The organism is Streptomyces sp. NPDC101237 (assembly GCF_044767465.1).
GTDB lineage: Bacteria > Actinomycetota > Actinomycetes > Streptomycetales > Streptomycetaceae > Streptomyces > Streptomyces gramineus.
This window is the reverse complement of the sequence record NZ_JBIWNY010000032.1, coordinates 61,497-79,150: the sequence shown is the minus strand read 5'-3', so window position 1 is coordinate 79,150 and position 17,654 is coordinate 61,497. Positions and strand designations below refer to the sequence as shown.

Annotated in this window: 15 protein-coding genes; 4 read left to right on the top strand and 11 right to left on the bottom strand. The window is 72.1% G+C overall.

Going from position 1 to position 17,654, the window contains the following annotated elements; genetic code table 11:
* Positions 1-132: 132 nt before the first annotated feature.
* The gene (locus tag ACIRQ9_RS34850) at positions 133-735 is read right to left on the bottom strand and encodes a lamin tail domain-containing protein (protein WP_404182870.1); all 603 of its coding nucleotides are present in this window, start codon (positions 733-735) and stop codon (positions 133-135) included.
* Positions 736-1,233: 498 nt separating this feature from the next.
* Between ACIRQ9_RS34850 and ACIRQ9_RS34845 the strand changes: the two genes are divergently transcribed.
* Positions 1,234-2,571: a jacalin-like lectin gene (locus ACIRQ9_RS34845; RefSeq protein ID WP_404182867.1), complete on the top strand. Its 1,338-nt coding sequence runs from the start codon at positions 1,234-1,236 to the stop codon at positions 2,569-2,571.
* A gap of 215 nt (positions 2,572-2,786) precedes the next feature.
* Here the strand turns inward: ACIRQ9_RS34845 and ACIRQ9_RS34840 are convergent, their stop codons facing one another.
* From ACIRQ9_RS34840 to ACIRQ9_RS34830, 3 genes are all read right to left on the bottom strand, one after another.
* Positions 2,787-3,659: a methylenetetrahydrofolate reductase gene (locus ACIRQ9_RS34840; RefSeq protein ID WP_404182864.1), complete on the bottom strand. Its 873-nt coding sequence runs from the start codon at positions 3,657-3,659 to the stop codon at positions 2,787-2,789.
* A gap of 190 nt (positions 3,660-3,849) precedes the next feature.
* On the bottom strand, positions 3,850-5,016 hold the full coding sequence (locus ACIRQ9_RS34835) for an AI-2E family transporter (RefSeq protein WP_404182861.1): 1,167 nt from the start codon (positions 5,014-5,016) through the stop codon (positions 3,850-3,852).
* A gap of 107 nt (positions 5,017-5,123) precedes the next feature.
* Positions 5,124-5,927 (bottom strand): serine hydrolase, encoded by an 804-nt coding sequence (locus tag ACIRQ9_RS34830; RefSeq protein ID WP_404182876.1) that lies wholly within the window; start codon positions 5,925-5,927, stop codon positions 5,124-5,126.
* A 237-nt stretch (positions 5,928-6,164) separates the two neighbouring features.
* Here ACIRQ9_RS34830 and ACIRQ9_RS34825 point away from each other — a divergent pair, with 237 nt between their 5' ends.
* Positions 6,165-7,616, top strand: a complete 1,452-nt coding sequence (locus tag ACIRQ9_RS34825; RefSeq protein ID WP_404182858.1) for a purine-cytosine permease family protein — start codon at positions 6,165-6,167, stop codon at positions 7,614-7,616.
* A gap of 12 nt (positions 7,617-7,628) precedes the next feature.
* Here ACIRQ9_RS34825 and ACIRQ9_RS34820 read toward each other — a convergent pair whose 3' ends face one another.
* The 6 genes from ACIRQ9_RS34820 to ACIRQ9_RS34795 all read right to left on the bottom strand — a co-directional run bounded on the left by ACIRQ9_RS34820 (position 7,629) and on the right by ACIRQ9_RS34795 (position 15,238).
* Positions 7,629-8,540 (bottom strand): ADP-ribosylglycohydrolase family protein, encoded by a 912-nt coding sequence (locus ACIRQ9_RS34820; protein WP_404182855.1) that lies wholly within the window; start codon positions 8,538-8,540, stop codon positions 7,629-7,631.
* A 274-nt stretch (positions 8,541-8,814) separates the two neighbouring features.
* A complete protein-coding gene (locus tag ACIRQ9_RS34815) occupies positions 8,815-9,315 on the bottom strand; it encodes a transglycosylase SLT domain-containing protein (RefSeq protein WP_404182873.1) in 501 nt (166 codons plus the stop codon).
* A gap of 462 nt (positions 9,316-9,777) precedes the next feature.
* Complete coding sequence (locus ACIRQ9_RS34810) at positions 9,778-12,162, bottom strand: bifunctional salicylyl-CoA 5-hydroxylase/oxidoreductase (protein WP_404182852.1); 2,385 nt, start codon at positions 12,160-12,162, stop codon at positions 9,778-9,780.
* 11 nt (positions 12,163-12,173) lie between these two features.
* Positions 12,174-13,814, bottom strand: coding sequence for an AMP-binding protein (locus tag ACIRQ9_RS34805; protein WP_404182849.1), 1,641 nt, complete (start codon positions 13,812-13,814; stop codon positions 12,174-12,176).
* A gap of 45 nt (positions 13,815-13,859) precedes the next feature.
* The gene (locus ACIRQ9_RS34800) at positions 13,860-14,759 is read right to left on the bottom strand and encodes an acyl-CoA thioesterase (RefSeq protein WP_404182846.1); all 900 of its coding nucleotides are present in this window, start codon (positions 14,757-14,759) and stop codon (positions 13,860-13,862) included.
* Positions 14,756-15,238, bottom strand: a complete 483-nt coding sequence (locus ACIRQ9_RS34795; RefSeq protein ID WP_404182843.1) for a cupin domain-containing protein — start codon at positions 15,236-15,238, stop codon at positions 14,756-14,758. Before ACIRQ9_RS34795 ends, ACIRQ9_RS34800 begins: the two co-directional genes overlap by 4 nt.
* Positions 15,239-15,411: 173 nt before the next feature.
* Between ACIRQ9_RS34795 and ACIRQ9_RS34790 the strand changes: the two genes are divergently transcribed.
* On the top strand, positions 15,412-15,825 hold the full coding sequence (locus ACIRQ9_RS34790; protein WP_362177530.1) for a RidA family protein: 414 nt from the start codon (positions 15,412-15,414) through the stop codon (positions 15,823-15,825).
* Here the strand turns inward: ACIRQ9_RS34790 and ACIRQ9_RS34785 are convergent.
* Positions 15,815-16,684: a PaaX family transcriptional regulator C-terminal domain-containing protein gene (locus tag ACIRQ9_RS34785; protein ID WP_404182840.1), complete on the bottom strand. Its 870-nt coding sequence runs from the start codon at positions 16,682-16,684 to the stop codon at positions 15,815-15,817. The genes ACIRQ9_RS34790 and ACIRQ9_RS34785 overlap by 11 nt on opposite strands.
* 317 nt (positions 16,685-17,001) lie before the next feature.
* Between ACIRQ9_RS34785 and ACIRQ9_RS34780 the strand changes: the two genes are divergently transcribed.
* A complete protein-coding gene (locus ACIRQ9_RS34780; protein WP_404182838.1) occupies positions 17,002-17,607 on the top strand; it encodes a GPP34 family phosphoprotein in 606 nt (201 codons plus the stop codon).
* The last annotated feature ends 47 nt before the right edge of the window (positions 17,608-17,654 follow it).

Below are 17,654 nucleotides of genomic sequence, written 5' to 3'. Positions count from 1 at the left end.
GTCGCCCGGCCGGGCGGCGAGACGGGCTCCACCGCCCCGGGGCGCGGGCCCGTGGGCGGCTGCGGCGGCGCGCGCCGCCCGCGGGGGGGTCCCGGCCCGGGACCCCGCAGCGGCCGTCGAACTGTCGTGCCGTCAGCGCCGGTGGTCGCCGGCCTGCCGGTCGCCACCCATGTGACGGTCACCGCCCATGTGACGGTCGCCGCCTACGTGACGGTCCCCTCCGACGTGCCGGTCGCCGCCCATGTGACGGTGGCCGCCGTCACGGTGGTGCAGACCCCAGGACGCGGAGTCCACGAAGCGACCGTGGTCGTTGCGCAGGGTGACCGTGTCGGCGGCGTGGTTCAGCACGGACCGGCGGCGGTCCTGGTAGACGTCCTTCGCCGTGTCCCGGCCGATTCCGGTGTGGACCCGCACGGTGCCGTGGCCGGCCAGCCGGAAGTGGCGGAAGGTGTACCTGTTGCCGTCGGCGTCCGACAGGGTCCACCCGCTCAGGTTCACGTCCCGGCGGGCGGTGTTGGTGACGTCCACCCACTCGCGGTTGAGGGCACGGCCGGAGAAGACCGCGCGTCCCTGCAGGTCGTGCTGGACACCGCTGATGACGACCGCGTCGCGGGACGGGTTGACGGGGTGCGACGCGGCGGCCGCGGCGGGCAGGGTGACGGCGCCCACCAGAGCGGCGGCGACGGCGGCGACGGAACCGGCACGACGGGCGGTCGCGAGGACGGAAACGGACACGAGGTCCCCCTTTACGGGGTCGGGCACACCCCCTGCGCGTGCGGCACGTAACCGTGGCCCGCGAGCGGGTGTGTGGTGCGAGGCGACGGCCGGGCGGCCGCGCAGCCACACCTTGCAACGGGCCCGCGGGACACGCGGAGCACACACCGTGCCCGTTACCGATCCTTCGCTTTGCCATGACTCTCGGCTGTACCGTCCATTTACCACCTGAATAAGCCTATTTATTCCGTTCAGGGGCTCGGAACCCGTGCGAACAGCGGCCCCGAGCGACCGCTTCCGCACGGCGCACCGCCTCCGAACCGGCCCCGCTCACCCGAAAGTGAGTAACAGTCAGCGGCCGGGCTTGGATCGCCGGAACGCTCGTCCGCCCGCCCTGCGGAATTCCTCGATCGGCCGGTCGAGGCACTGGCCCGGAGAAAGCGTTTACCGCTACGTTCTGGCGTGGCATTTGGCATGTCCACGCTCTCTTGGCGCACCCTCCCCGTAGGAGACACCCTCATGCGCAGACTCGTTGCCTGCCTGGCGGCCGCGGTCGCCGTCCTCGGCGGGCTCACGGCGACGGCCACTCCGGCCGCGGCGGACGGCTCGGGCACGTTCAGCGTGCTCACGTACAACGTCGCGGGCCTTCCGGAGCTGTTGTCGAGCGCGTCCACACCGCGCGACACCAGCACCGCGGAGATCGGCAGACGTCTCGCCCCGTACGACATCGTCAACGTCCAGGAGGACTTCAACTACCACGCGTACCTGTACTCCACGGACAGCCACCCGTACCGCACCGCGACCAGCGGCGGCGCGGGGATCGGCAGCGGACTCAACACCGTCTCCCGCCTGGCCTGGGACGGCGACGACTTCGAGCGCGTCCGCTGGAACTCCTGCCAGCTCGACTCGGGTGACTGCCTGACCCCCAAGGGGTTCACCTTCATGCGCGAACGGCTCGCCGAAGGCGTCTACGTCGACTTCTACAACGTGCACACCAACGCGGGCACGAACGACGGCGACGAGGCGTCCCGGGCCGACAACCTCGGCCAGCTGACGTCGTTCATCTCGGCCCACTCGGCCGGGAACGCCGTCGTCGTCATGGGTGACACCAACACCCGTTACACCCGCGCCGCCGACACCATCGCGGAGTTCGCCTCCGCCAACGGGCTGACCGACGCGTGGGTCCGGCTGGTCCGCGGCGGCAGCGCACCGGCCAAGGGGAGCGATCCGCTGGTCTGCGACCAGACCGGGCCGACGGTGCCCGACACCTGCGAGGTGGTCGACAAGGTCCTGTACCGCGGCAGCAGGCTGGTCACGCTGAACGCGACCTCGTACCGCAACGAGCACGCCGGATTCCTCACCTCCGACGGGCTGATGCTCTCCGACCACGACCCGGTGACGGTCGGCTTCTCGTGGTCGCAGAACCCGGACTTCCGGCTCAGCGACCAGTTCGGCGGCCCGCACGGCGACTACTTCCAGGATCTTCCGAGCGTCCCGGCCGCGGCCCGCGCCACCGCCGTCACGCTGCGCGCGGGCTCACGCGTCGACCAGGTCGGCATCACGCTGGCCGGCGGCACCACGCTCACCCACGGCGGCACAGGCGGCACGGCGTCCTCGCTCACGCTGGGCAGCGGCGAGTACGTGACCACGGCGTACCTGTGCCAGGGCAAGTACAACAACACCACCCGCGTCTTCTACGCCAGGTTCACCACCAGCCTCGGCCGCACCCTAGCCGGTGGTACGACGACCTCGGACTGCGTGACCCGTACCGCGCCGCCGGGATGGCAGATCGCCGGCTTCCACGGCCGCGCCGGTGACGAACTCGACAAGGTCGGCTTCATCTACACCGAGCGCTGACCGCGTCCGCCGGCCGGTGAACGCCACCGACGGTTCACCGGCCGGCCCCGCGGGGCCGGCGGCCGCTTCGGCGATGACGGCCTCCCTGCAGATCCGCATCGGGGCGACCGACCTGCCGGGCCGCTCCTGCCCGGCCCTGGCGGACAGCGCTTTCTCGCTGTACGACGGCCGCCCGGACGCCGCACGGTAGCCGCTCCGTGCCGGGCGGGCGGGGCTCACCGGTGGTGGTCCGCCCGGAACCGGGCGATCCATTCGGAGGTGGCCCGCAGTCCGCCGAACGTATAGGAGTGGATCTTCACGTCGCCGTGGCGCACCGGGTCGTAGCCCTCGGCCAGGGCGTGCAGGAACCGGTCAGGTCCCGCGGTGCCCATCAGGTTGGTCAGGGAGAGGCCGTACTTCCTGGCGATGGCGGCGCTGGTGCCGACGCCGAACCTGGCCGCGTAGCCCAGCAGACGGCGCACACCGGCCGGGCCGGGGACGCCGACGCGGACCGGGAGCGCGATGCCCGCGTCGCGGACCCGTTCGATCCAGGCCAGCACGGGATCCGCGTCGAAGCCGAACTGGGTGATGATCGCGCCGTCCAGACCGCGCGCGGCGAGTGCGGCGCTCTTGTCGCGGAGCGCCGCCCACAGGACGTCGTCGGGTATGACGGGATGACCTTCCGGGTAGCCGCAGACGCCGACGTGCCGTACGCCGTGCTCTCCGAGCAGGCCGGACTCGATCAGGGAGAGGGAGTCCTCGTACGGGCCCTCGGGGCCGGCCGGGTCCCCGCCGACGGCGAAGACGTGGTCGCAGCTTCCGTCGGCGCGCAGGCCGGTGAGGAACGCCTCGAAGTCGGCACGGGAGCCGAGCCGGCGGGCGGCGAGGTGCGGCACGGGCACGAATCCGAGCCGCTTGACCGCGCGGGCCGCCTCCAGCCGCGTCCGCGGGTCCTCGGTGCCGAGGAAGGTGACGTTGATGCGGGTGCCCCGCGGGATGGTGTCGCGGGCCTCCTCCAGCTTGGTGACGTCCTTGCCGGTCATCTCCAGGGAGAAGTCCTCCAGCAGTGCGGTGCGCACCGCCGCCGCGGCCGTGTCGAGGGTGGTCATCGTGCTCCTTGCCGAAACGTGGACTCCGATTTTCGGACACCGGGGATCGCGGATCCCATCCGGGAGGCCTTCTTCGTGGCCGGACCGCGCGCTCACGCCTCGACACCGGGCGCGAACCGGTGCCGTCGAGCGGTGGGGGGTCCTCGAGACGGAACAGCGGCGGGTGCCGGCGGTATTCCGCCGGGCCGGGTCAGGATGGTGCGGGTCGCAGGGCTCGCGCCACCGCCCAGACGACCGACACGAACGGCACGGCCACGACGGCGCCGATCACCCCGGCGACGATGCTGCCCGCGATGACGGAGACGGCGACCACGAGAGGGTGCAGGCGCACCGCCCAGCTCATCACCAGGGGGTGCAGCACGTGCCCCTCCAGCTGGCCGATGACGACGATCAGCACGAGGACTCCGACCGCGGTGAGCGGACCGCGCCCGGCCAGCGCGACCACGGTGGCCACGCCCAGGGCGACCGGCGAGCCGACCAGCGGGACGAACGCGGCGAAGAACTCCAGCAGGGTCAGCGGCAGCGCGAGCGGCACCCGCAGCACCACGAGCGCGATGCCGACGAGTACGGCGTTGGTGGCGGCCACGATGATGATGCCGCGGGTGTATCCGGCGAACGTCCGCCAGGCGGCGTGCCCCGCCCGCTCCCACGCGCCGCGGGCACCGGCGGGCAGCAGCTCACGGCTGGTCCAGGCCCACAGCCGTTCGCCGGAGTTGATGAAGAAGACGGAGGCGAACAGCGCGAGCGCTCCCCCGGTGACCAGTTCGACGAGGGTGCCGAAGCCGCTGAGCGCCCGGCTGGCCAGGTTGGAGCGGTGGGCCTGGATGTAGTCCACGACCTGCTGCTGGAGGTGCGACAGGGCACCCGGGCCGAGCCGGAAGGGCGGATGCTGGAGCCAGACCTCGATGCGGTGGATGCCGCCGCGGAACTCGTCGGCCAGCGTCGCCGATTCCTGGGCGACCGCGTTGCCGACGAGGGCCAGCAGCCCGAAGAGGACACAGATGCTGCCGACCAGGCTGACGGCGACGGCCAGGGGTCTGGGCAGCAGGCGGCCGAGCACGTCGGTGACCGGACGCAGCACCGAGGTGATGACCAGGCCGAGGAAGAGGGCGACGGCGATCAGCTGGAAGCGGCCCAGGACGATGAAGACGCCGTAGACGACGATGCCGAGCACGATGAGCCGCCAGGCGTAGGCGGCGGCGATCCGCAGGGCGGGGACGACGACCGGGCCGGCGGACGCGGTGGCGCGCGGGTCGCGGGCCCGATCGGGGCGTCGCGGGGCGCGGGCCGGCCGGGTGGTGCCCCGTACCGCGTTCCGGGCCCCGGGTGCCCGGCTCCGCCCGCCCGCACCCGTCACCGCGCCTCCCGTTCCCTGCCTCCGTCACCTCGGGTGCGCGTGAGGGCACCTCTAGTGCACGTTAGGGGCAATCCGGGCGGCAGGCGGGGTGCGCTGGGCCAAGGGGGTCAGTGCGCCGCCGTCGTGGTGACGGCCGTGCGGGCGGCTCGTTCGACGAGCTTCACGCCGTCCGGCATGGACGCGTTGCCGTTGGAGAGGACGGCGACGAGGTAGTGATGGCCGCCCGAGGTGACGCGTCCGACGCTGTTGATGTCCCACCGGCCCGTGGTGGTGCGTTCGAGCCAGCCGTTCTTCAGCGCCCATCCGGCGTCGGCGGCGGCGGAGACGCCCCAGGACTGGTCGGCGGCGATCTCGGTCATCAGGCTCGCGATCCGGTTCCGGGAGGCGGTGTCGAGCGGGGTCGGGCCGGGTCCGAAGACCGTGCCGAGCAGTCGTATCTGATCGCCCGCCGTCGTCCGGGTCAGGCCCCAGCGGCCGGCGGTGCCGGGCGTGGTCGAGGTCAGGCCCAGCCGCTTGTTCGCCGAGGCCAGGCCGGGCGCGCCGCCGATCGAGTGCCACAGGGCGTTGGCCGCGTCGTTGTCGCTGTGGCGGATCATCACCTGGGCCAGGGCGCTCTCCCGTGCGGTCAGCGAGCGCTTGTGGTCACGCGCGTGGAGCAGCAGCGAGGCGAGGATGTCGACCTTGACGATGCTCGCCGTGTCGTACGGGGTGTCGTCGCCGTAGACGGCGGGAGTGCGGCCCCCGGCGTCGAGGTCCAGGACGGCGGCGGACACGCGCGCCTCGGCGGGTGCGCGCACGGCCGTACGGAAGGTCGCGGGGCCGGAGCCGGAGGTGGCCGCCAGGGCCGCCGGCGTGGCGCCGGCCACCAGGGTCACCGCCGTGGCCACGACGGCGAGGGTGCGGTTGAGCATGCGGGGCCTCGGCAGTTCAGGTCGGAGGGACACAGAACTGCGAACATAGACAAAATGCCCGGTCGGCGACGTGACGGCCGCCACGAATCGGGCGTTTCCGGGCACATTGTGAGCAGAGCAACAGGTCCGCGGGCGAGGCGGGAAGCGGGGTGCGGATCATGGAATCCGCAGGCCTCATCCGGGCTCTTTCGGGGGAAGAATGTGATCGGAGTGACGGACGGGCCTTTGGGAGGTGCCATGAGCACATCGGCGGAACCGCGGGTGAGCGGTCTGGAGGTCCGGTCCATCGACTACGTGCCGCTGGACGAGCGGCACGGCAAGCTGTGGCACCTGGGTCCGCTGTGGTTCATGTCGAACGCGCAGATCGCCACCCTGGCCGTGGGGCTGATCAGCATCACGGAGGGCGGCAACCTGATCTGGTCGCTGCTGGCGATCGTGGCGGGCACCGTCATCGGTACCTTCTTCATGGCCTTCCACTCGGCGCAGGGGCCGCAGCTGGGGCTGCCGCAGATGATCCAGTCGCGGCCGCAGTTCGGTTACGTCGGGGCGCTGCTGGTGTGGCTGTTCGCGTACGTGCAGTACGCGGGGTTCAACGTGTTCAACACCAGCCTGGCCGGTGAGGCGCTGAACTCGACGCTGCACGGCGGCGTGAAGCTGTGGGTGATCGTGGTGACCGTCGTCGCCTTCGTCATCGCCCTGGTGGGCTACGACATCATCCACAAGGCGGAGCGGTTCCTGACCTACACGTTCCTCGTCATCTTCGGGATCTTCACCGTCGGTGTCCTGGTCACCCTGCACTATCCGGCGGGCTCCTTCGACCTCGGCGGCTTCAAGTGGACGCCGTTCCTCGCGCAGTTCGGCGTGGTCGCCGGCTACCAGATCAGCTGGGCCATCTACGTCTCGGACTACTCGCGCTACCTGCCGCCGGACGTCACCGTCCGCAAGACGTTCTACTGGACCTACTTCGGCTCGGCCCTCGGCGGCATCTGGCTGATGGTGCTCGGGACGCTGCTGGCCGCCTGGGCGGGCGACAGCTTCGACACGATCCCCTCGATCAACGCCGCGGGCGACAAGGTCTTCGACGGGTTCGGCGCGATCGTGCTGCTCTTCGCCGCGCTCGGCCTGATCTCCGTCACCGCGCTGAACATGTACGGCGGTTCGCTGACGCTGATCAGCGCCATCGACTCGTTCAAGCGGGTGCGGCCGACGCTCGGCGTGCGGCTGCTCACCATCGGCGTGACCGCGGCGCTCTCCCTGGTCGGCGCGCTCGCGGCCACCTCGGACTTCCTGACGAACTTCAACGACTTCCTGCTGCTCGTGCTCTACCTGTTCATCCCGTGGACCTCGGTCAACCTGATGGACTACTACGTGGTGCGCCGCGGCCACTACGCGATCGCCGAGATCTTCAAACCGGACGGCATCTACGGCCGTTGGGGGTGGCAGGGGATCATCTCCTACCTGGTCGGGTTCGCGGTGATGATCCCGTTCTTCTCCGTCGGGACGCTGTTCGTCGGGCCCGCCGCCAAGGCTCTCGACGGCGCCGACATCTCCTTGTTCGTCGGACTGCCGGTGTCGGCGCTGCTGTACTGGTGGCTGACCCGCTCGATCGACGTAGAGGCGGAGACCCGCGTCGCCGAGGCGGAGGCCGCGGCCCTGGAGACGGCGGCGCACGAGCACCGGGAGCCCTGACCGCGCGCGGTCCTAGTCGGTCATGACCGGGGGCAGTGGTTCACGGGCCGCGTGCCAGGCAGGCGGGAGGGCGGCGACCCCGGTGCGGGCGGCGATCACTCCGCCCGCGATGGCGCAGGTGGTGTCGATGTCGCCGCGCCCGGCGACCGTCGTCCACAGGCCCTCGTGCAGGTCGTCGAGGTGGCGGGCGGCGCACCACAGGGCGTAGGGGACGGTGTCGGGTCCCGACATCCGGTAGCCGGAGCCGAGGACCTCCGCGGCGTGCCGGACCGAGGTGTGCGCGGGCATGCGGGCCGCGATCCGAAGCCCGGACCTGACGTCGCTGTCGGGAAGCCGTTCGGCGACCGCCCGGAGGAGGTCGGGGGCGGCCGGGGCGGGTCCGCCGCGGCCTCGGGCGGCCAGCGCGGCGGCGAGGGCGACGGCCACGGCGGCGGTGACGGCCTCCGGGTGGTGGTGCGAGACCGTGCTCTGACGGGCGGCCTGCTCGGCGGCGGCGTCGAGGTCGGCGGCGTGCCAGGCTCCGAGCGGGGCGGCACGCATGGCCGCGCCGTTGCCCCAGGAACCCTGGCCGCCGAACTGTCCGGCGACCACGTCCTGCCAGGGCTCGCCCGCGCCGATCCGGCGGAGCACGTCGTGCATGGAGGCGCCGTAGCCGCGGTGCGTGTCCTCGGCGTAGGCCGCGGCGAGGCTCAGGGCGAGGCGGTCCTGGTCGACGGTGCCGTCGCCGCGGACGAGTTCCCGGACGAGGACGACCGCCTGGGCGGTGTCGTCGCTCCAGCGCCACAGCGCTTCGGCGGGCAGGGTCCTGGCCTCCAGGACGGACGGGCCCTCGTGACGCAGGACGGCGAACCAGCGGTCGCCGAAGGCGTCTCCGAACGCGAGCCCGGACAGCGAGTCGAGCGCGGCGGCGGGGATGTCGATCATCGGTGGAGTATGGCAGTGCGCCACCGCTCGCGCTCCCCCATTTCCCGGTGGCCGGGCGGCGCGACCGGTGCGCGGCCGGAACGGGCCCCGGCGGCGGGCGGGTTGCCCGCCGGGTTCGCTGCGGACAACGGGGCGGACCGGTCGACGGGTGCGCCCGGTCGTCGTGTGCCGGTATCGGGCGGGCCGGGCGGCGAGGAGTTCGCCGATGCCCGGCCCCGCGCCTCTCAGCCGCGGCACGCCGGGCCGGAACCGGCCCGATGAGTCACCGTGGTGCTCAGTACGCGGAGTTGACGTTGTCGATCGAGCCGTAGCGGTGGGCGGCGTAGTTGGCGGCCGCGGTGATGTTGGCCACCGGGTCGGTGACGCTGTTCGCGGTGCCCTTGACGTGGTACGCGTTGAAGGTGGGGTCGATCACCTGGAGCAGGCCCTTGGAAGGGGTGCCCTTCTGCGCGTTGACGTCCCAGTTGTTCTGCGCGCCGGGGTTGCCGCCGGACTCGCGCATGATGTTGCGCTTGAGGCCGTCGTAGCTGCCCGGGATGCCCTTGGACTTCATGATCTGCAGGGACTGCTTGATCCAGCCGTCGAGGTTGTTGGTGTAGCCCGACTTCTGGGTGTCGTGGGTTGAGGCCGTGACCGCGGTGCTGTGCGCCTGCGTCATCTCGGCGGCCTGGGCGGTCGTCGGGACGAGGGTGAGGGCTGCCGCCGCGGCACCGGTGGTGGCGAGACCGGCGAGGCCGATGGTGCGGAGGCGAGCGATACGGGTGCGGGTGGTCATGGTCATGTAAGCGAATCTCCGGTGGGGACGGCGTCGGCGCCGGCCGCTGTGTGCGGCGGCGTGGGGCGGAGCCCCGTACAACCGGCGGGAGTGGGCGGACCCGGCGGGGATCCGCTCGGCTCCATCGCCCGTCTCCCGGCGACGAGAGCAATGGTTAGCGGCCTCCGGAGCGCGGCGCAATTGTGTGACGTACTACGTAACGTCGTACAAAATAACCGAATGACCGTTTTGACAGCTCTTGTCCCGTGTTCAGCGCGTTGCCCGTCTACGATCGCCGATAGGATGTGACCTGGCTCCTATGGGTGGCGTCACGCCTGCGGGGCTCTTTCCGGGGTGAGAACCGAGCCTTTCGCCATGATCGTCGAGGGGTTGTCGACGGGGCCTCGACGGCCGCACGGGCGGCCCGCCGGCGGGCCGCCCGTGGTCCACGGCGGGAAGCCGATCCCCCCGCACCCGCCGACGTCACCCGACCACCGGCACCCCTTCGCCCAGCGGCTTCCACCGCAGGTGGACGCCCTCCCCCGCCGGGTCGGCCCGCAGCAGGGACAGGCGCGGGCGGACGGCGTCGGTGCGTGCGGTGGGCGGCTTGCGGCGGCCGGCCCCGAACGGGAGCGGCCATTCCGCGGCCGGACCGCGGTACTCCTGGTCGGCGGCCGCGTGCAGGGTCCAGTGCGGGTCGTACAGATGGGGGCGGCCCACGGCGCACAGGTCGGCGCGGCCCGCCAGCAGGATCGAGTTCACGTCGTCCCAGGAGGCGATGGCACCGACCGCGATCACCGCCGCACCGGTCCCGGCGGCCGCCTCGTGGCGGATCCGGTCGGCGAACGGCGTCTGATAGGAGCGGCCGTAGGCGGGACGCTCCTCCTTGGTGACCTGCCCGGTGGAGACGTCGATGGCGGCCGCCCCGTGCGCGATGAAGGCGCGGGCGATCTCCACCGCGTCGTCCTCGGTGGTGCCGTCGGGGGCCCAGTCGGTGGCGGAGATCCGCACGGTCATCGGCCGGTCGGCGGGCCAGACGGACCGGACTGCGTCGAAGACCTCCAGCGGGAACCGCAGCCGGTTCGCCGGCGAGCCGCCGTACCGGTCGGTGCGCCGGTTGGCGAGCGGCGACAGGAAGGAGGAGAGCAGGTAGCCGTGGGCGCAGTGGAGTTCGAGGAGGTCGAACCCGGCCTTGGCACCCCGGCGGGCCGCGTCGACGAACTCGTCGGTGAGGGCGTCGAGTTCGGAGCGGGTCAGCTCACGGGGGACGGGTGAGCCGGGGCCGTAGGGCAGCGCGGACGGGCCGACGACCTCCCAGTTGCCCTCGGCGAGCGGTTCGTCCATGCCCTCCCACATCAGTCGGGTCGAGCCCTTGCGCCCGGAGTGGCCGAGCTGGAGGCCGATCCGGGCGGTGCTGCGGTCGTGGACGAAGGAGACGATCCGCTGCCAGGAGCGTTGCTGTTCGTCGTTCCACAGGCCGGTGCAGCCCGGCGTGATGCGGCCCTCGGGTGAGACGCAGACCATCTCGGTCATGACCAGTCCGGCGCCGCCCATCGCCTTGGAACCGAGGTGGACCAGGTGGAAGTCGCCGGGCACGCCGTCGACGGCGGAGTACATGTCCATCGGGGAGACGACCACCCGGTTCTTCAGCTCCAGCCGCCCGATGCGCAACGGCTGGAACATCGCCGGCGCCCCGGCCTCCAGGCCCTGCGCCGCGGCGAACGCCGTGTCGACGCGGTCGGCGAACTCCTGGTCCCGCATCCGCAGGTTGTCGTAGGTGATCCGGCGTGAGCGGGTGAGCAGGTTGAAGCAGAACTGGGTGGGTTCCTGGCCGGTGTACCTGCCGATGTTCTCGAACCACTCGAGCGAGGCCTGCGCGGCCCGCTGGGTGGACTCCACCACCGGGCGGCGCTCGCTCTCGTAGGCGCTCAACGCGTCCTGTGTGTCCGGGTGTTCGTGCAGGCAGGCGGCCAGGGCGAGGGCGTCCTCCATGGCCAGCTTGGTGCCCGAGCCGATGGAGAAATGGGCCGTGTGGGCCGCGTCGCCGATGAGGACGAGGTTGCCGTGGTGCCAGCGGTCGTTGCGGACGGTCGTGAAGTTCAGCCACTTGGAGTTGTTGGCGAACACCTGGTGCCCGCCGAGTTCGTCGGCGAACAGCTCCCTGATCCGGGCCACGGCGCGCTCGTCGGAGTGGCCCGGCGCGAACACGGCGTCCTCGGTGGCGTCGAAGCCGGCCCGCCGCCAGACGTCCTCGTGCATCTCCACTATGAACGTCGAACCGGCGTCGGAGTAGGGGTAGCCGTGGACCTGCACGACACCCCACTCGGTCTCCTTGACGAAGAACTGGAAGGCCTCGAAGACCCGGTCCGTGCCCAGCCACATGTACTTGCTGTGGCGGCGGTCCAGGGACGGCCGGAAGGCGTCCGCGTGGGCGGTGCGGACGCCTGAGTGGACGCCGTCCGCGCCGACCACGAGGTCGTGCGAGGCGCACAGTCCCGCGACCTCGGGGGCCGGGGTGGAGAAGCGCAGGGTGACGCCCAGCTCGCGGCAGCGTTCCTGGAGCAGGCGCAGCAGTTCCTTGCGGCCCATCGCGGCGAAACCCTGGCCGCCGACGGTGTGGCTCTCGCCCCGGTAGTGGATGTCGATGTCCGTCCAGCGGGCGAAGCGGCGGGACATGGCGGCCGAGAAGACGGTGTCGGCGTTCTCGATGCCGCCGAGCGTCTCGTCGGAGAACACCACGCCGAAACCGAAGGTGTCGTCAGGGGCGTTGCGCTCCCACACGGTGATCTCGTGGGCGGGGTCCAGCTGCTTCAGCAGGGCCGCGAGGTAGAGGCCGCCGGGGCCACCGCCGATGATCGCGATCTTCACGGGAGTTCCTCTCACTGCCCGGCGGCCTGCTCGGCTTCGATGATCTCGCGGAGCGCGAACCGCTGGAGCTTTCCGCTGGTGTTGCGCGGCAGGACGTCGTGGAACCGGACGTCGCGGGGGTACTTGTAGGGCGCCAGGACCTGCTTGACGTGGTCCTGGATCTCTCTGGCCTTCGCCGGGTCCCCGGTGACGCCCTCCCGCAGGACGACGAAGGCGCAGACGACCGAGCCGCGTTCGGGATCGGGGCGTGCCACGACCGCCGACTCGACGACGTCGGGGTGGGTGTCGATGGCCGCCTCCACCTCGGGGCCTCCGATGTTGTACCCAGAGGAGACGATCATGTTGTCGCTGCGGGCGTGGTAGTGGAAGTAGCCGTCCTCGTCGCGGTGGAATATGTCGCCGGTGACGTTCCAGCCGCCCACGACGTAGTCCTGCTGGCGCTTGTCGTCGAGGTAGCGGCAGCCGACCGGGCCGATGACGCCGAGCCGCCCCGGAATCCCGGGGCCCAGTTCGGTGCCGTCGAGATCGAGGATCGCGGCACGGCAGCCGGGCACCGGACGTCCGGTGGCCCCGGGCCTGATGTCGTCGCCGGCGGCGGAGATGAATATGTGCAGCAGTTCGGTCGCGCCGATGCCGTCGATCACCTTCAGCCCGATGCGGTCCCGCAGTTCCTGCCAGGTGGTGAGCGGTATGTGCTCGCCCGCCGACACCCCGACGCGGACGCCGCTCAGCCGTCCTTCCAGGCCGGCGCGGACGATCGCCTTGTAGGCGGTGGGCGCCGTCGCGAGGACGGTGACACCGTGCTCCGCGACGAGTCCGGCGAGCTGGGCCGGTGTCGTCGTCTCGGTCAGCAGGGCGCAGGCGCCGGCCCGCAGCGGGAAGACGACCAGCATGCCGAGGCCGAAGGTGAAGGCGAACGGCGCGGTGCAGGCCACCAGGTCGTCCTCGCGCAGCCTCAGCAGGTGGCGGCCGAAGGTGTTGTCGATGGACAGGACGTCCCGGTGGAAGTGCATCGTGATCTTGGGGACGCCGGTGCTTCCGGAGGTGGGACACAGCAGCGCCACGTCGTCGGCGGCCGTCTCCACGTCGTCGAACTCGCCGGACTTGGCGGCGCACCGGGCCACCAGGTCGTCGGGGCCGGGGCCGCCGTACTCGACCAGGGTCAGGCCGGGCAGGGCCGCGCGGATCTCGTCGGCGAAGCGGTGGTCCGCCAGGGCGACGGCGGGCCGGGTGCGTTCGGCGATCGGGACGATCTCACGGGCCCGCAGGGCGGCCATGGTGGTGACCACGACCCCGCCGGCCTTCAGGACACCGAGCCAGCAGGCCACCGTCCAGGGGGTGTTGGGCGCACGCAGCAGGACACGCCGGCCGGGCACCAGGCCCAGGTCCTCGGTGAGCACCTGGGCGACCTGGTTGGCCCGGGTGCGCAGTTCGCCGTAGGTCCACAGCTCGCCGGCCGGGGTGCGCAGGGCGGGGCGGGCGGGGCCGTGGCGCTCGACGGCCGCGTCGATGAGTTCGGTGCCCGCGTTGAGGCGGGCCGGGTAGGTCAGTTCGGGTGTGCTGAACTCGATCGTGGGCCACAGTTCGGCGGGCGGCAGATGGTCCCGGGCGAAGGTGTCCAGGTGCGAGGTCGGTGAGAGCGGAACGGCCAACGTGGGGTTCCTTCCGGGAGCCCGCCCCGGGCATGCGGCGGGCGGTCAGGCGGGGCGGATCATGCCCTCCTGTACGACGGTGGCGAGGTGACGGCGGTCGCGGGTGAAGAAGCGTCCGGTGCCGAGGCCGCGGCCGGCGTCGGCGGCCACCGCCTCCTGGGCGTAGAGCAGCCAGTCGTCCAGGGCGGCGGGACGGTGGAACCACATGGCGTGGTCGAGGCTGGCGGTGACCAGTCCGGGATCTGCCCAGGCCAGGCCGAGGACCCGCAGGACGGGTTCGAGGATCGTGTAGTCGCAGACGTAGGCGAGGGCGGCGAGGTCGCGCTGGGCGTCGGTGAGTCCTTCGACGGCGCGCAGCGCGTCGAACGGCTTGACCCAGGCGGCCTGGTGGGGCAGCCGCTCGCCGTCGACGGTGAGGTAGACGGGACCCGGGACGTGCCGCATGTCGAAGCCGCGGCCCCCGCGCCAGTAGGCCTTGGACTCGTCGGTCATGGTGCCGCCGGTGCGCTCGGCGAGGTAATCGGCCGAGGTGGGCAGCGTCTCGGGGCCGGGGATCTCCCCGGCGGGCTCGGCGTGGAAGGAGCCGCCCGGCGCCCCCGCCGCGAAGTTGGCGAGGCAGACGTAGAGCGCCTTGCCGTTCTGGTAGCCGCGCACCTGTCGGGTGCTGTAGCCGCGGCCGTCGCGCACCACCTCCACCTCGTAGCGGACCTCGGCGCCGATGTCGGCCGGGCGCAGGAAGTAACTGTGCATGGAGTGCAGCGACTTGCCGTCGGTGACCGAGCGCGTCGCGGCGGCGGCCGCCTGGGCGACGAGGTCGCCGCCGTAGGCCTTGGGCCAGGGGCAGGGCTGGGTGGTGGCCGTGAAGGCGAGGTCGAAGTGCTCGGGAGCGGCGGGCTTGAGGGTGAGGGCGGCGGTGACGATCGCGGAGGTCGGGGCGGCCGTCATCGGTTCAGCCAGTCGCGCAGGTCGGCGTCGGCCACGTCGGGAAGGTTCACCACGATGTTCTCCGGGGTCCTGGTGGTCATCCACACCAGCGGCTCGCTCCGGGAGAGGTTGCACTCGACGTGCGGCATGAAAGGCGGGACGAAGACCCAGTCGCCCTCCGCCATGTCCACGTAGTCCTCGAACTTCTCGCCGAAGTAGATCCGGGCCCGGCCGGAGAGGACGTATCCGCCGGTCTCGGCCTCGCCATGGTGGTGGGTGACCGAGCGGTAGCCGGGTTCGTTGCTGACCTTGCCGTACCAGAGGCGGCGCGCCGGGGTGTGCCGGCCGCTGACGCCCGACACGCGGACGGCGCCTCCCGAGTCGGCGGTGTTCACGTCCTCCTGACCGGCCCGGGTGACGACGGGCGCGACGATGCCGCTGGGCAGCCGGTACAGCTCGCTGTCGCCTTCGAGTCGGTACTTGCCGAGGTCGGGCTCCATGGAACGGCTCCGTTTCCGTGGGCTTGCCGGGGTGCGTGTCCGTCGAGCGGGGCGTCAGCCTGACGCGGCCCGTACGGGGACCGCGCTGTATCTCGTATTTTTCACGGCCGTCATTTATTGTCAATACACCGGGCCGTGCTCCCGGAGCCGGACACCACCGAACCGGAGGCCCCATGACTCCCGTCGCCGTGAACCCGCCCGAACTGCCCGCCCCGAGCGGCTACTCGCACGGGACACTCGCGGGAAACACGCTCCACCTGGGCGGCCAGACGGCGCTCGACGCCGACATGAAGATCGTTCCGGGCGGGATCGTCGAGCAGTTCCGCCAGGCGTTCGGCAACGTGCTCACCACGCTGCGGGCGGCGGGCGGCGAGCCGGCCGACCTGGTGAGCGTGACGATCTACCTCACCGACATCCCCGACTACCAGGCCCACGGCAAGGAGATCGGCACGGTGTGGCGGGAGCTCGCGGGCCCGGTGTACCCGGCGATGGCGGGCATCGGCTGCACCGCGCTCTGGCAGCCGGAGGCGATGATCGAGATCCTCGGCGTGGCCGTGATCCCGGAGGAGCGGCTGATCAGGCCGTAGATCCCAGGGGCGTGCGGATGACCGACAGGGCGTGTTCGCGGGCGGGCGCCCGGAGCGTTCGGTCGAGTTCCTCGAAGAGCGCGCCGGCCCGCTCGCCGTCCCAGTCCCGGGGCAGCAGCGACAGCGGCAGGCCGGGGTCGCGGTACGGCAGCCGGCGCCACTCCGTGAGCATCGGAAGGTACATCCCGAACGCCTCCCGCGGCGCGGTCCCGCCCGCCGCGGCGCGCTCGCGGACCGGCCCGTAGCGGGCGAGGAAGTCCGCGTAGAGCGCGGTCAGCTCGTCCAGGTCCCACCAGGCGCGGACCTTCGCCGACAGGTCGCCGAAGGCGAAGTGGTCGCCGGTGAAGATGTCGACGTAGGGCGTCAGGCCGAGGCGTTGCAGGGTGCGGCGGGTCTCGTCGGCGAGGATGCCGGGGGCCACCCACACGCCGGGAGCGGCGGTGCCGAAGCCGAGCCGGGTCAGGGCCGTACGCAGGGCGTGGCGCTTGTCGCGCTCGGACTCGGGCACGGAGAAGACCACGACGAGCCAGCCGTCGTCGGCCGCGGCCCGGTTCCGTTCGAATATGCGGATGTCGCCCTCCGCCAGCACCTCCAGCGTGCTGTCGGCGACGGCGTATCCGGCGGCTCCCTCGTGCCGCTCGCTGCGCAGCACGCCGCGCCGCTTCAGCCGGGAGACGGCCGAGCGGACGGCCTGGGCCTCCACGCCGAGATCGGCCATGAGACGTATCAGCGAGGCCACGGAGAGCCAGTTGTGCTCACCGCGCGCGTACAGCCCGAAGAGGGTGATGATCAGCGGGCCCAGCCTGCTGTCCCGGCCGCCCGCGCCGACGGCGGCCGACGGCTCGGTCCTCGCTGTCATGCCCCACCACCTCCGGCCCAGGTCACGCTTCTGATCGCCGAGCAGCCTATCGCGCACACCGACGCTCCACCGGCGCCTGTGGACGGCCGCCGTCCCGGCCCCGTGGGCGTCCCCGTGCCGGGCTGCGCCTCCGGGCCCGGCGGCGCATCGTGGTGGCAGGACGCGGGAAACGGCGCGCCGCGTCCCGCCCGGATGGAAAGAGTGACCTGTGGGGCACAAGCACGAGAGACTGCGTGGCGCCCGCACCGGGCGCGGCGCACCTCCGCGCCACCATGGCCTCAGCCGCCTCTGCCGTCATCTCTGTTGGGGAGTCCGACATGACCACACCCCGGGACCTGTTCATCGTCACCGTGTACGACGCCGCCGGCCGGTCCGTCGAGCAGGGTGACCTCTCGCTGGCGCTGGCGGGAGCCGAGCTGGTCGATCTCCTCGGCGCCGGGGCGGTCACCCTCGACGACGAGATCATCGTGCCCGGCGGCGAGGGCGCGACCGGCGACCGGCTCCTGGACGGGGCGGTGGCGGCGCTGAAGCGCGACATGCCCCACGAGTCGGTCGAGGACTGGCTGTGGCGTCGCGGGCGCGGCCTGTCCGCCGCCTACCTCGCCGAGCTGGAGGAGGAGGGGACGGTCACCCGGCAGCGGCGGCGCTGGCTCCCGCTGCCCACCGGACGGACGGAGCCCGCCGACTCGCCCGAGCACGCCGGGGCGCGGGAGCGCTGGACGTCGGGCGAGCCGGTGCTCGGCGCGTTCGCGGCCGCCGTGGGCATCCAGGACGAGACCCCCGAGGACCTCGCCAGTGCCGTCCCGGACGCGACGGTGACCGTGGTGGCCGCCGTGGACGGCGCGGTGACGGAGCTGGCCGCCGTACGGCAGCGCCGGGAGATCGAGGACGCGGCCTTCGACAACGTGTGGCGCGGCCTGTGACGGTCACCGCGCCGGCCGGCGCGGCCGCCCGCCGGTTCGCCTTCCCG

What these genes read in the sequence shown, in the direction of transcription:
- ACIRQ9_RS34820 (WP_404182855.1), bottom strand. Translation starts at nt 8,540, where the DNA reads ATGATCGACATCCCCGCCGCCGCGCTCGACTCGCTGTCCGGGCTCGCG.
- ACIRQ9_RS34830 (WP_404182876.1), bottom strand. Translation starts at nt 5,927, where the DNA reads ATGCTCAACCGCACCCTCGCCGTCGTGGCCACGGCGGTGACCCTGGTG.
- ACIRQ9_RS34780 (WP_404182838.1), top strand. Translation starts at nt 17,002, where the DNA reads ATGACCACACCCCGGGACCTGTTCATCGTCACCGTGTACGACGCCGCC.
- ACIRQ9_RS34825 (WP_404182858.1), top strand. Translation starts at nt 6,165, where the DNA reads ATGAGCACATCGGCGGAACCGCGGGTGAGCGGTCTGGAGGTCCGGTCC.
- ACIRQ9_RS34800 (WP_404182846.1), bottom strand. Translation starts at nt 14,759, where the DNA reads ATGACGGCCGCCCCGACCTCCGCGATCGTCACCGCCGCCCTCACCCTC.
- ACIRQ9_RS34840 (WP_404182864.1), bottom strand. Translation starts at nt 3,659, where the DNA reads ATGACCACCCTCGACACGGCCGCGGCGGCGGTGCGCACCGCACTGCTG.
- ACIRQ9_RS34790 (WP_362177530.1), top strand. Translation starts at nt 15,412, where the DNA reads ATGACTCCCGTCGCCGTGAACCCGCCCGAACTGCCCGCCCCGAGCGGC.
- ACIRQ9_RS34845 (WP_404182867.1), top strand. Translation starts at nt 1,234, where the DNA reads ATGCGCAGACTCGTTGCCTGCCTGGCGGCCGCGGTCGCCGTCCTCGGC.
- ACIRQ9_RS34815 (WP_404182873.1), bottom strand. Translation starts at nt 9,315, where the DNA reads ATGACCACCCGCACCCGTATCGCTCGCCTCCGCACCATCGGCCTCGCC.
- ACIRQ9_RS34785 (WP_404182840.1), bottom strand. Translation starts at nt 16,684, where the DNA reads ATGACAGCGAGGACCGAGCCGTCGGCCGCCGTCGGCGCGGGCGGCCGG.
- ACIRQ9_RS34795 (WP_404182843.1), bottom strand. Translation starts at nt 15,238, where the DNA reads ATGGAGCCCGACCTCGGCAAGTACCGACTCGAAGGCGACAGCGAGCTG.